At 71.9% G+C, this 11679-nt stretch carries 12 protein-coding genes; 5 read left to right on the forward strand and 7 right to left on the reverse strand.

Translation table 11 applies throughout. The annotated features are described in order from the left end of the window. Nucleotides 1-52: 52 nt before the first annotated feature. The gene (locus tag AB0J53_RS17480; RefSeq protein ID WP_364173109.1) at nt 53-736 is read left to right on the forward strand and encodes an acetoacetate decarboxylase family protein; all 684 of its coding nucleotides are present in this window, start codon (nt 53-55) and stop codon (nt 734-736) included. A gap of 52 nt (nt 737-788) precedes the next feature. On the opposite strand, the gene AB0J53_RS17485 is transcribed toward AB0J53_RS17480, so the two are convergent. From AB0J53_RS17485 to AB0J53_RS17510, 6 genes are all read right to left on the reverse strand, one after another. Beyond that, nucleotides 789-1673 (reverse strand): glycosyltransferase, encoded by an 885-nt coding sequence (locus tag AB0J53_RS17485; protein WP_219499706.1) that lies wholly within the window; start codon nt 1671-1673, stop codon nt 789-791. Nucleotides 1674-1860: 187 nt separating this feature from the next. Next, complete coding sequence (locus tag AB0J53_RS17490) at nt 1861-2628, reverse strand: CDP-alcohol phosphatidyltransferase family protein (RefSeq protein ID WP_364173111.1); 768 nt, start codon at nt 2626-2628, stop codon at nt 1861-1863. Then, nucleotides 2606-3646, reverse strand: coding sequence for an iron-containing alcohol dehydrogenase family protein (locus AB0J53_RS17495; RefSeq protein WP_219499958.1), 1041 nt, complete (start codon nt 3644-3646; stop codon nt 2606-2608). Before AB0J53_RS17495 ends, AB0J53_RS17490 begins: the two co-directional genes overlap by 23 nt. A 27-nt stretch (nt 3647-3673) precedes the next feature. Beyond that, nucleotides 3674-4408, reverse strand: a complete 735-nt coding sequence (locus AB0J53_RS17500; protein WP_219499710.1) for a phosphocholine cytidylyltransferase family protein — start codon at nt 4406-4408, stop codon at nt 3674-3676. 76 nt (nt 4409-4484) lie between these two features. Beyond that, nucleotides 4485-5108, reverse strand: a complete 624-nt coding sequence (locus AB0J53_RS17505; RefSeq protein WP_219499712.1) for a DUF5941 domain-containing protein — start codon at nt 5106-5108, stop codon at nt 4485-4487. After that, a complete protein-coding gene (locus AB0J53_RS17510; protein ID WP_364173114.1) occupies nt 5105-6538 on the reverse strand; it encodes a CDP-alcohol phosphatidyltransferase family protein in 1434 nt (477 codons plus the stop codon). The genes AB0J53_RS17505 and AB0J53_RS17510 overlap by 4 nt, the downstream gene beginning before the upstream one ends. A gap of 115 nt (nt 6539-6653) precedes the next feature. On the opposite strand from AB0J53_RS17510, the gene AB0J53_RS17515 reads away from it, so the two are divergent. Next, complete coding sequence (locus AB0J53_RS17515; RefSeq protein ID WP_364173115.1) at nt 6654-7847, forward strand: 2-C-methyl-D-erythritol 4-phosphate cytidylyltransferase; 1194 nt, start codon at nt 6654-6656, stop codon at nt 7845-7847. Nucleotides 7848-7866: 19 nt separating this feature from the next. Here AB0J53_RS17515 and AB0J53_RS17520 read toward each other — a convergent pair whose 3' ends face one another. Further along, the gene (locus AB0J53_RS17520) at nt 7867-8883 is read right to left on the reverse strand and encodes a glycosyltransferase family 2 protein (protein ID WP_364173117.1); all 1017 of its coding nucleotides are present in this window, start codon (nt 8881-8883) and stop codon (nt 7867-7869) included. Nucleotides 8884-8965: 82 nt separating this feature from the next. On the opposite strand from AB0J53_RS17520, the gene AB0J53_RS17525 reads away from it, so the two are divergent. The 3 genes from AB0J53_RS17525 (at nt 8966) to AB0J53_RS17535 (ending at nt 11679) form a co-directional block, all read left to right on the forward strand. Beyond that, the gene (locus AB0J53_RS17525) at nt 8966-10408 is read left to right on the forward strand and encodes an LCP family protein (RefSeq protein WP_364173119.1); all 1443 of its coding nucleotides are present in this window, start codon (nt 8966-8968) and stop codon (nt 10406-10408) included. 34 nt (nt 10409-10442) lie between these two features. Next, nucleotides 10443-10790, forward strand: coding sequence for an STAS domain-containing protein (locus AB0J53_RS17530; protein ID WP_219499721.1), 348 nt, complete (start codon nt 10443-10445; stop codon nt 10788-10790). Between the two features lie 61 nt (nt 10791-10851). Further along, a complete protein-coding gene (locus AB0J53_RS17535) occupies nt 10852-11679 on the forward strand; it encodes a GNAT family N-acetyltransferase (protein ID WP_364173122.1) in 828 nt (275 codons plus the stop codon).

Below are 11679 nucleotides of genomic sequence, written 5' to 3' on the forward strand. Positions count from 1 at the left end.
AAACGCGTACGCCGAATGGTGCCGACAGCCGGCTGTTGATTGACTGGGGAGCATGGCATCGCATCTGATCCAGGGCCGGACGGTGGGCATGCCTGTCCGGATCCGCGACGTGGCGGTGTGCGCCGCCGCCTACGCCGTGCGGGCCGACGCGGCCCGGGCGGTGATCGCGTACTCCGGGCTGGACGCGGCCGAGGTCCTGCCCGGCAAGGCCGTGTGCGTGCTGCTGTTCGCCGACTACCGCGACGGGGATCTCGACGCCTACCACGAGTTCGGCATGGCGTTCGTGATCCGGCGGCCCGACACCGGGCGGGCGGGGCTGTTCGTGCACTGGCTGCCGGTCGACGGGCGCTTCACGCTGGAGGCCGGGCGGGCGCTGTGGGGCTTCCCGAAGGAGCTGGCCGACATCGACCTGCGCCTGTCCTCCCCCTACAAGCGCTGCATCCTGCGCAAGGACGGCAGGCTCGTGCTGGACCTGCTGGTGCGGCCGGGGGTCCCGGTGGCGGGCCCCGGGCTCGCGCTGGACGCCTTCACGCACCGCGACGGCGTCACCCGGCGGGTGCCGTGGCGGTTCCGGGCGCGGGGCGTGCGGGTCAGGCCGGGCGGGGCGCTCATCCGGCTCGGCAACCACCCCATCGCCAAGGAGCTCAGCGAGCTGGGGCTGCCCAGGCGCCCGCTGCTGACCGCGACGGCCGCGCACGCCACGGTCAGCCTGGACGACGCCCAAGCCCTGCCGTGACCGCACGGCCGACCGGCAGGCTGGGCGTCAGACCCGTGGGCGGGCCTGGGCGTCAGACGATCGGCGGACGGCCGAGCTTGACCATGCGCCAGGCGGTGCGCCAGGCCATCGGCCGGCGCTCGCCCGCCGAGGTGCGCAGCCCCTCGAAGAAGCCGGTGAACCACGCTTTGAGCGCGACCGTCGAGCGCCGCTCGCGGATCAGCGTCAGCACGATCCAGTCGAGCAGGTAGAGGACCGCCAGCGGCCACGGCAGGTTGCGCCGGGCCAGCCACACCCGGTTGCGCGCGTTGAGCCGGTAGAAGTCGGCGTGGCGCGTCGGCGGCACCTGCGGGTGATACATGACCGTGTCGGCGTCGTACTCGATCCGGTAGCCCTCGCCGAGCAGCCGCCAGGCCAGGTCGGTCTCCTCGTGCGCGTAGAAGAAGCGCTCGGGCAGCCCGCCCACCTGGAGGAAGGCCGAGCGCCTGATCGCCGAGGCGCCGCCCAGGAACGTGGTGACCGGCGAGGACCGCTCGGGGTCGCCGGCCCGCAGCCTGGGGACGTGCCGGCGCTGGCCGATGCCACCGTCCGGGTCCATCACCCGGAAGGAGATCACGGCCAGGTCGGGCTCGGTGGCGAAGCGGTCGCGCACGTGCGCCACGACTTTCTGGCTGGCGTACCAGCCGTCGTCGTCGAGGAACAGCACCACGTCGCCGGAGCACTCCTCGACGCCGCGGTTACGGCCTGCCGGGATGCCGGTGTTCTGGTCGAGCCGGATCGTTTTCACGGTCGCGGACGAGCCAACGGGTGGCGTCGCCGACACCTCGGGCACGTCGGCGCCGTTGCCCACGATCACCACCTCGACGTCGCCGTCGACCTGGTTGAGCGCGGACTCGACCGCCCGGTTCAGCTCCGCGACCCGGTTGCCCATGGTGAGGATGACGCACGAGATCTTCAACGAATCATCGTCCTGACGCGTTGAGAGCACGAGCGGAGCATTCTTTCATGATCACCGAGTCTGCTGGTCTGCCTATTTCCTGATATTGGTGGAGCTAAGCGTATCGGAACCGGTAGTGAACCCCCACCGAACCGCGGACGTCCGATCAATACGACGGACGGGGAGCCTTGCCGGTTCCGGGATGTGATCACGCCAGCCGCCTCGACGCCATGATGCTGATCAGATGCAGCACGGTCTGGAGCGCGGCGGCCACCACACAGGCCACGACGAGCACCCGGGTGGCGGTCAGGTCGCCGGTCACCGCGTCGACCACCGCGGTGGCCAGCGCGAGCAGCGACAGCTCGATCGGCTGCACGATCCGGTGGAACTTCGTGGCCGCCAGCACCCTGCGGCCCAGCCCCAGCAGCCCCGAGCGGAACTGCGTGCCGGAGGCGTCGCTCGCCGCCGGCAGCCCGCCCTTGGCCCGCGCCACCTCCACCAGATCGGTCTCGGCCTTGATGAGGATCGCGCCCAGCGCGGCCGCGAACCCCATCACCGTGTACCAGTCGGGCAGCACCTGCGACGCCCGCCAGCCCAGCCCCGCCAGCAGCGCGGCCTCGGTGAAGTAGGCGCCCACCCGGTCGAGGTAGACGCCCGCCAGCGAGGTCTTGCCGGTCCAGCGGGCCAGCTCGCCGTCGGAGCAGTCGAGCAGCAGATAGACCTGCACGAGCAGGGCGGCGAACACGGCCGCCCACAGCCCGGGCAGGGCCAGCACCACGCCCGCCACGACCCCGGCCACCGTCATCACCCAGGTGAGCTGGTTGGGCGTGACCGGCGTCTTGCTCAGCGCCCAGGTGGCGTAGATCGACAGCCGTCGCATGTAGAGCACGCCGGCCCAGTGCTCGCCGTTGCGGCGCTCCAGATGGCCCGCGGGCTGAGCGACCCGCCGCAGCTCAGCTACCGAAGGCCCGGACATAGTCCTCCACTCGATCGCGAATCTCGGACTCGGGCAGGCGCAGGTGCTCCAGGATCGTGTAACGGCCGGGGCGGGTGGCCGGGGCCAGCACCACGGCCTGCACGAACTGCTCGTTGGTCAGCCCGATGTCGCCGGGCGAGACCGGCAGCTCGTGCCGGCGCAGGCACTCGGTGACCTGCCGGAGCCGCGCCTCGTCCTCCCGCAGGAAATAGCAGAAGGCCGTGCCGATCCCGGCGAGCTCGCCGTGGTTGGAGGTGCCGGGGAAGAGCTGGTCCACGGCATGCATGATTTCATGGTCTCCACCGCTCGCGGGCCGAGATGAGCCCGCGACCACCATCGACATGCCCGACAGAATCAGCGATTCGGCCAGAACGGTCAGGAACGCGTCCGACTCGATGGAGTCCGTCCGCCCGATCAGCGCCTCGGCGGCCGTGCGCGCCATCGAGCAGGCCAGCCCGTCGAGCGGCTCGCCCCGCTCGACGTTGCCGAGCTGCCAGTCCTCGATCGCCGACAGGTTGCTCACCACGTCGCCCACGCCCGCCCGCACCAGCGACTTCGGCGCGCTGTGCACGAAGTCCAGGTCGACCAGGATCGCCAGCGGCATCGGCACGCCGAACGTGCCCTTGCCGCCCTCGTACAGCAGCGACGCAGTCGGCGAGCAGATGCCGTCGTGGGACAGGTTGGTGGCGACGGCGACCATCGGGATGCCGGCCAGCGAGGCGGCGTACTTCGTCGTGTCGATGGTCTTGCCGCCGCCGACGCCCACGACCACCTCGTAGGCGCCCTTGCGCAGGTCGGCGCCGAGCGAGACGGCGGCGTCGACGCTCCCGTCGGAGACGCGGAACACCTCGGCCTCGTCCAGCGTCGGCGCTATCAGGCTTTCGATGTGGTCGCCCTGGCCGGGGCCGACGGCGACCGCGACCCGGCCGGAGGTGGCCACCCGGCTGTCGGCGAGCAGCGCGCCGAGCTGCGCCACCGCACCGCGCCGGACGTCCATGGTCAGCGGCGCGGGCAGCATCCTCGCGAGAAGCGGCATCCGGCCCCCTCAGTAGCGGGTGGCTATGGTGCGGGCCTTGGCCAGGTCGTCGTGGTTGTCCACCTCGACCCAGTCGACCTCGCCGATCGGGGCGACGTGGATCTGCTCGCCCCGCTCGACCATCTCCTGGTAGCCGTCCTCGTAGTAGAGCTGCGGGTCGCGCTCGAAGGTGGCCTGGAGCGCGTCGGCCAGCTTGGCGGCGGCGCCCGGGCGGATCAGGGTGGCGCCGATGTACTCGCCGTAGGCGTCGGACGGGTCCATCAGCTTGGTGATGCGGCGCAGCGAGCCCTCCGGGGAGAGCGTCACCTTCATCTCCTCGTCGGCGAGCTTCTTGACGTCGTCGACGGCCAGCAGGATCTCGCTGGTCTCCGGCGCGGCCAGCAGCGTCTTCTCCACCGAGACGGGGTGCACGGTGTCGCCGTTGACCAGCAGCGCGCCCTGCTTGAAGTAATCGCGGGCGCACCACAGGGAGTAGGCGTTGTTCCACTCCTCGGCCTTGTCGTTGTGCACGAGGGTGAGCTCGACGCCGTGGCGCTCCTCCAGCTCACGCTTGCGATCGTGGACGGCCTGCGCGGCGTAACCGATGACGACCACGACCTCGCGCAGCCCCACCTCGGCGAGGTTGCGCAGCGAGATGTCCATGATCGTGGTCTCACCGTCGACCGGCACGAGCGCCTTCGGCAGCGTGTCGGTGTACGGCCGCAGGCGACGTCCGGCTCCAGCGGCCAGCACCATTCCCAGCAACGTGCACTCCTCAGTCGAGCATGACTACTAGGCCCAAAGGTTAGTTGGCTTTAGGCCCTGTGCGGGTAATCCGCCGTTAGTCTTGCGTTCCCGCATCCGCGGCTTCCACCCCGGATCGCGGTGCGGCGAGCCAGCACGTGAGACTCTCCCACCCGAACGCCCCCCACAGATAGAGCGCGAGCAGCGCGAACCCGGCGGGCACCCACCCGGCCAGCGCGGCCAGCCCGATCAGCAGCGTGCGGCCCTCCCAGCCCAGCCCCAGGCTCGACAGCCACGGCGGCGGGTAGACGTGCTGCCGCAGCCGGTAGACCAGGTCGTAGTGGTGGAAGGCGATGGCACCGAGCAGCAGGAAGATCAGCACCGGCGGCACCCCGTGGGAGAACCCGCAGGCGGCGATGAAGGAGTATTCGATGGCCCGCAGGATGGGCGGCGCGAGCCAGTCGAGCCTGCCGTCGTGCGGGTGGGAGCTGCCCGGCCCGGCCAGCAGCAGCGTCACGGCGGGCGCGAACACCGCGAGCCCGTCGGAGGCCGCCACGCCGATGAGCAGCAGCACGCCGGTGACGAACGCCCCGGCGATCAGCGGCGGCAGCGGAGGGAGCTGCCCGGCCACGAGCAGGCCCATACCGCGCGAGAGAGGCCCGTCGTCCCGGTAGGTGACGACCTTGCTGCCCGGCACCGGGGTCATGTGCACCGCGATCATTCCGCCGACCTCACCATCCGGCCCGCCAGCTGGTAGAGCGCCGCGACGCTCCCCCAGCCGATCAGCGCCACGAACGTCACCCGGGCGTCGAACAGCGCCGCGGTGACGGCGATGAGCGCCATCCGCTCGCCGATCGGCAGCACGATCATCTTCCGGAGCCAGTGGACGACGCTCTCGCGTTCCATCCGCTTGGCCATCTTGAGCACGCCCTGCCGGGGCTCACGCCTGCGGCCCGCGTCGGCGGGCTCCAGCAGCGAGCGCACCGGTCTGGCCCACAGCGCGCCGACCCGGCGGGCGTCGGCCACCGCCCCGGCGTAGGAGTAGTGGATGGCGTGCCGTACCGACTGCAGGATCATCGCCCCCACGGCGAGGAACCAGATCCCGCCGGGATTGCCGCTCGGGAACGGCTGGGCGGCGACGTAGCCGAAGGCCAAGCCGACGTAGACGACGTACTCCTTGAGCCGGTCGGCCATCCCGTCGGCCCACGCGCCGAGCGGCGTGAAGCCGCGCGTGTAGCGGGCCAGTTGCCCGTCGAGGCAGTCGAGCGCGAACGACAGGTAGACCAGCACCGCCCCGGCCAGCCGCCCGCCCGGCGAGCCCGCCGAGAACCAGATCGCCGCCAGCACCGCCAGGCCGACCGAGATGCCGGTGACGGCGTTGGGGGTGAGCTTGGCGGCGGCGGCCGGCTTGATCAGGTGGCGGGTCCACGACGAGACGAAGAACGTGGTGAAGAAGCCGTCGTCGCCCTTGACCGAGGTGTCGAGCCTGACCTTGGCCTCGTCCACCTCGGCCAGCCGCTGGACGGCGGCGTCGGCGGAGCCCTGGCCGGTGACGCGGTCGCAGTGCAGCTCGCCGAGCGTGGCCGCGCGCACGGCGACGCCCGACCGGACGAGGCCGACGAGCAGCAGGTCGACGGCCTCCACCGGGGTGACGGGGCCGAGCCGGCCGGCGTCGGCCAGCTCGGCCAGCTCCTCGGCCAGGTCGGCGAGCGTGGCCAGGTCGGCCTCGCCCGCCTGGAGCACGCCGGCGAACGTGGCGTTGGCCTCGGGGACCGTGTGGAAGGAGCTGCCGGCGGCCACGATGCGGCCGCCCTCCATCCGTACGGGAGGCCGCATGGGGCCGCCGGCCGCGCCGTGGGAGACGAGCGCGCGGGTGTCGCGCGCGGGATGCTCCAGCAGCAGGGCCAGCGACTCGGTGTGGGCGACGAGGTCGGCGGGCACGACGGCGAGGGCGCCGGACGAGACGCGGGCGATCTTCGCCACGCCTCGCAGGTCGGCGCCGAGCCCGCCGCCGGCGGTGACGACCTGGACCTCGCGCACGGGAAGCGTGGCGAGCTGGTCGTGCAGCCGGTCGAGCAGGGTGCCGCCGTCGCAGGAGAGCCTGCACGCCGGTGTCGTGGCGAGCAGCACCACGGAGGTGGTGGTGCTCACTCGGGTCAGTGAGTCGGGCAAAGCGCAGGTCCTCCCGTTCTCAGAGGGAGTGCGTGGACTCAGCGTAGCGATCGCGCAACGTGATATCACGGAACAGGACCGTTACCCTCGAAGTATGAATTCTCGGCTGCGCACTGTCGCGGTGGTGCTGGCGGGCGGCGTCGGACAGCGGGTGGGGCGCGACACGCCCAAACAGCTCATCGAGCTCGCCGGGCGGACGATCCTGGAGCACACGATCGCGGTGTTCGACGCGTCGGCCGAGGTCGACGAGGTCGTGGTGCTGATGACGCCCGGGTTCGGCGGGCAGGTGCACGAGCTGGTGCGGCGCGCCGGGTTCGGCAAGGTGACCCAGGTCGTCGACGGCGGGGCGAGCCGCACCGAGAGCACCTGGCGGGCACTCCAGGCACTGGGGACCCAGGAGTGCAACGTGCTCCTGCACGACGCCGTGCGCCCGCTGCTGGAGCCCCGGATCGTCACCGACTGTGTCAGGGCCCTGGAGACGCGCGAGGCCGTGGAGGTGGCCATCCCGAGCTCCGACACGGTCCTCGTGGCCGCGCCGGGCGACGGCGGCGAGGTGGTCGGCGACGTGCTGGACCGCTCGCGGCTGCGGCGGGCGCAGACGCCCCAGGGGTTCCGCCTGTCGGTGATCAGGAAGGCGTACGAGCTGGCGTTCGCCGACCCGGGCTTCGGCGACCGGCCGGCGACCGACGACTGCGGCGTGGTGCTGCGCTACCTGCCGGACGTGCCGATCTTCCTGGTGGCGGGCAGCGAGCGGAACATGAAGGTCACCCACCCGATCGACCTGGCCATCGCCGAACGGCTGCTGACGCCGTCGGCGCCGCCCGCGGCCGTGACGGGCCGCCGCGACGGCCTGGTGGGGCTCTCGGTGGTGGTCTTCGGCGGCGATCTCCCGCTGGCGGCCGAGTACGGCGCGCGGGTGCGGTCCTTCCCGCGCGAGGAGGTACGGGTCGCCGACCCCGAGTCGGTCGCCAAGGCGCTGGCGGACGTGGCGGCCGTGGACGCCGTCGTGCATCTGGGCGTGCCGGCGCGCGACGGCGACGAGGCCGCCGCCTACCTGGGTCCGTGGAACGTGGCGCGGGCCGCCTATCCGGCGCTGCGCGAAAGCGGCGGCCGGCTGGTGCTGCGGACCGCCCCGGGCGCGGGGCCCCTGCACGCGCCGGTGCGCGCGGCCACCGCCGAGCTGGCCAGGTCGCTGGCCGCGGAGTGGGCCGGGGTCCGGGTCGCCTACGTGAGCTCCCAGGACGAGGGCGCGCTGCTCGACGCGCTGGTGTCGGGCGCCCGCCCCTGAGCGGGGCGGGCGGCGGCGGTCAGCGGGGCGGGCGGGCCAGTTTGCGTGGGCTGGTGAGGAAACCCCAGCCCCACGACAGGTGCATGGTCGCGTAGACGATCGGGAGCCTGAGCTTGGCCGCCGCGGGCAGCCCGCTGCCGGTCAGCACCGACCCGGCCACGATCGCCAGCGCGTAACCGCCCGGGATGACGAGCCCGAGCGGGAAGAACGGCGAGACGACGAGCCCGAGCAGCATCGCCAGCACGGCGGCCGGGGGCGCCAGGTAGCGCAGGTTGATCGTGCCCTCGTGGGTGCGGGCGACGACCCGGCGCCATCGGCCGTAGTGGAAGTACTGCTTGGCCAGCGCCTTGACGTTGGGCCTGGGCCGGTAGGAGACGCGCATCCGCGGCTGGAACCACACCAGGCCGCCGGTCTGGCGGATGCGGTGGTTCATCTCCCAGTCCTGGGCCCGCTGGAAGTGCTCGTCGTAGCCGCCGACCCGGTCGAGCGCGCTGCGCCGGAAGACTCCCAGGTAGACGGTGTCGGCGGGACCCGCCGTGCCGCCCACGTGGAAGGCGGCGGCGCCGACACCGATCTTGGAGGTCATGGCGCAGGCGACCGCCTGCTCGAACGGGCTGACGCCCTCGGCGGCCATGACGCCGCCGACGTTGTCGGCGCCCGTCTCGGCCAGCGTCTCGACGGCGACACGCAGGTAGTCGGGGGGCAGCATGGCGTGCCCGTCGACTCTGGCGATGATGCCGTTGCGCGAGGCTCCGATGGCGGCGTTGAGCGCGTTGGGGGTGCGGCCTGTGGGGTTGGGCACGACGGTGACCCGGCGGTCGGACGCGGCGATGGCGTCGGCGACCTCCTGGGTGCGGTCGTGGGAGGGGCCTACGGCGAGGACGACCTCGATCTCACCCGGGTAGTGCTGGGCGAGCACCTGGTGGACGGCTTCGCGTAGGTGCCGTTCCTCGTTGAGGACCGGCATGACGACGGAGATGGGCGGCCAGCCACGCGTCTCCGCTGGCGCGTGCGGCGAGTCGGGGAACTGCTTCATGGCGGGGCTCACGCTACTGTACGGGCAGGGGAGGAGGGCAATCGATGGCCCGATCCTCCGTGCGCCACAGAGGGGGACGGCAATGCGCGACCCGAGCGAGGAGGACGCCGGTGTGCACGTGGGCGGCGACGCCTACGGCGGCGTCAGGCTCGCACCCGGCCGCCCGCGCAGGCCGCGCAAGAGCGCCAGAGCGCGGCGGCGCAACGCGATCATCGCCGGGCTGCTGTCGACGGGAGTGCTGGTCGGCACCGGGGTGGTGTGGGCGACGCCGCGCACGATCGGCTCGGTCGACGCGGGCGTCACGCAGACCGCGCCGCGCGGGGCCGAGAACATCCTGCTGGTCGGCGTCGACAAGCGCGACGACCTGACCCGCAAGAAGCAGAACGAGCTCAAGCTGGGCCGCGAGTCCGGTCAGCGCACCGACACGATGATGCTCATCCACCTGTCGGAGGACCACAGCAAGGTCACGGTGGTGAGCCTGCCGCGCGACACCTGGACGACGATTCCCGGCAAGGGCGAACACAAGATCAACTCGGCCTACCAGTTCGGCGGCCCGAAGCTCGCGCTGCAGACCGTGCGGCAGGCCACCGGCCTGGAGATCCACCGCTACATCGAGGTCAACGTGCTCGGCTTCGTGGACGTGGTCGACTCGCTCGGCGGCGTGACCGTGTGCACGCCGGTGCCGATCAACGACCCGAAGACGGGCCTCAACCTGGCGGCGGGCACCCACGAGCTCAAGGGCGCGCAGGCGCTCGGCTACGCGCGCACCCGGGCCACCGCCCGCTCCGACCTCGACCGCATCGACCGCCAGCAGCAGGTCATCTCGGCGCTGCTCGACCGGGCGCTGAGCGCGGGCACGCTGGCCAACCCGGCCAAGCTGGCCACGTTCGTCAACACCACGCTCGGCACCATCAAGGTCGACCCGGACGACGGCCTGCTGGGGCTGGCCACCCAGCTGCGTGACGTCAAGCTGGACAACGTGCAGTTCGTGGACGTGCCGCTGGACGACGTCGACTTCAAGACGCCCACCGGGGAGTCGGCGGTGCTGTGGGACAAGGCGGCGGCCCGCGACCTGTTCCGCGACATCGAGGCCGACCGTGACCCCGGCGAGCCGACGCCGTCGGCCAAGCCGTCCGCCAAGCCGTCGGCGAAGGCGTCGGTCCCGCCGCAGCAGATCTCGCTCAAGGTGCTCAACGGCACGCTGATCTCCGGCATCGGCGCGCGCACCCGGACGGCGCTGATCGCGTACGGCTTCAAGGTCCCCGACACGGCGGGCAACACGACGCGCAAGGACCACGAGAAGACGGTCGTGCGCCACGGCGCGGACCAGGCGGAGGCGGCACGCACGGTCGCGGCGGCGATCCCGGGGGCGGAGCTGCGCCAGGTGGACATCAAGGGCATCGAGGTCATCCTGGGGCGCGATCAGCTCAAGGTGGCCAAGCCCAAGTCCACGGCCAAGCCTTCGGCGAAGCCCAGCGCCACCCCTGTCACGGAGACCGCTACTCAGAACATATGCAAGAAATAGTAATAACAACCTCTAATTGGGGCACGCTAGCCCCATGGTGGTCAGGAGTTGGCGGGAGGAACCCTGCACTGTTCTGCACATCGCCGGTGACCTCGACGTCTACGGCGCTCCACGGGTGCGGGCCGAGCTCGAACAGGCCCTGTCCGGCTCCGAGCCGGTCAAGCTCGTCATCGATCTGACCTCGGTCCCGTTCTGCGACTCGGTGGGGCTCGGGGTGCTGGTGGCCACGCACAACCACGTACGGCGCACGCGCGGGCGGATGATCCTGGTGCTGGCCCCCGGGATGATCAGCCACCTGCTCACGATCACCAACCTGGACCGGCACTTCGAGACGAGCCCGTCCCGGGAAGAGGCGCAGGCGGCGTTGACCACCGCCGCGTGACGGCGTGACGCGCCGGTGCGAGACGATGTCCGCATCGTTCCCACGGTGTGGAGGCCGGCACTTGTTCAACGATTTCCCCGAGCCCGCTCGTTCCCAGCTCGTGTCCGCTTTCGAGGAGGGCAGGACCAGGCCGGAGTGGTGCTTCGTGGACGGGCGCGCACGGCTGGCGTTCTGGGCTCCGTTCCCCGACGCCGAGCCGGTGATCACCTGGCAGTTCGAGCCGGGCCCCGACCCGGAGGTGGCCTCCCGGCTGCTGCGGCGCGGGCTGGCGACGCTCAAGCTGACCAAGATCATTCACGACATCGCGCTGCCGCCCGGCCTCACCCCCGTCGTCGACCGGGCCGTCGAGCACGAGGCGCTGCTCGGGGCCGGGTTCGCGCTGGAGGTCGAACGGCTGATGCTCGAATGGCGGGCCGGCAGCGACCTGCCCGAGGAGCCCGGCAGGCTGCGCTACCGCCCCGCGCGCGACCTCGGCGAAGCCGAGGTGCTCGACGTGCTGATCCGCATCTCCGAAGGCTCGCTCGACCATGACACCCAGGTCGAGCTGGCCACCTCCGGCGCCGAGCACGAGGCCCGGTGGATGTACGACGACCTGATGAGCCGCAAGGCCAAGCCCGGCTGGTTCGTGATCGGCTACGCCGGCGACTCGCCCGTGGGGCTGGTGGCGCCGGACGACCACTCCATCGCCTACATCGGCGTCGTGCCCGAGCACCGGGGCCACGGCTACGTCGACGACCTGCTCGCCCACGGCACCCGCACGCTCGCCGAGGCCGGCGTCGAGCGCGTCGTCGCGGCCACCGACGTGGCCAACACCCCGACGGCCGCCGCCTTCCTCCGGGCCGGCTACGCCGAGGTCGGCCGCCTCCACCGCTACTACTGGAGGGCCTGA

This window comes from Nonomuraea sp. NPDC049725 (assembly GCF_040674795.1).
Classification (GTDB): domain Bacteria; phylum Actinomycetota; class Actinomycetes; order Streptosporangiales; family Streptosporangiaceae; genus Nonomuraea; species Nonomuraea ceibae.

What these genes read in the sequence shown, in the direction of transcription:
- AB0J53_RS17520 (WP_364173117.1), bottom strand. Translation starts at nt 8,883, where the DNA reads ATGAAGCAGTTCCCCGACTCGCCGCACGCGCCAGCGGAGACGCGTGGC.
- AB0J53_RS17515 (WP_364173115.1), top strand. Translation starts at nt 6,654, where the DNA reads ATGAATTCTCGGCTGCGCACTGTCGCGGTGGTGCTGGCGGGCGGCGTC.
- AB0J53_RS17505 (WP_219499712.1), bottom strand. Translation starts at nt 5,108, where the DNA reads ATGATCGCGGTGCACATGACCCCGGTGCCGGGCAGCAAGGTCGTCACC.
- AB0J53_RS17530 (WP_219499721.1), top strand. Translation starts at nt 10,443, where the DNA reads ATGGTGGTCAGGAGTTGGCGGGAGGAACCCTGCACTGTTCTGCACATC.
- AB0J53_RS17525 (WP_364173119.1), top strand. Translation starts at nt 8,966, where the DNA reads ATGCGCGACCCGAGCGAGGAGGACGCCGGTGTGCACGTGGGCGGCGAC.
- AB0J53_RS17495 (WP_219499958.1), bottom strand. Translation starts at nt 3,646, where the DNA reads ATGCTGCCCGCGCCGCTGACCATGGACGTCCGGCGCGGTGCGGTGGCG.
- AB0J53_RS17490 (WP_364173111.1), bottom strand. Translation starts at nt 2,628, where the DNA reads ATGTCCGGGCCTTCGGTAGCTGAGCTGCGGCGGGTCGCTCAGCCCGCG.
- AB0J53_RS17480 (WP_364173109.1), top strand. Translation starts at nt 53, where the DNA reads ATGGCATCGCATCTGATCCAGGGCCGGACGGTGGGCATGCCTGTCCGG.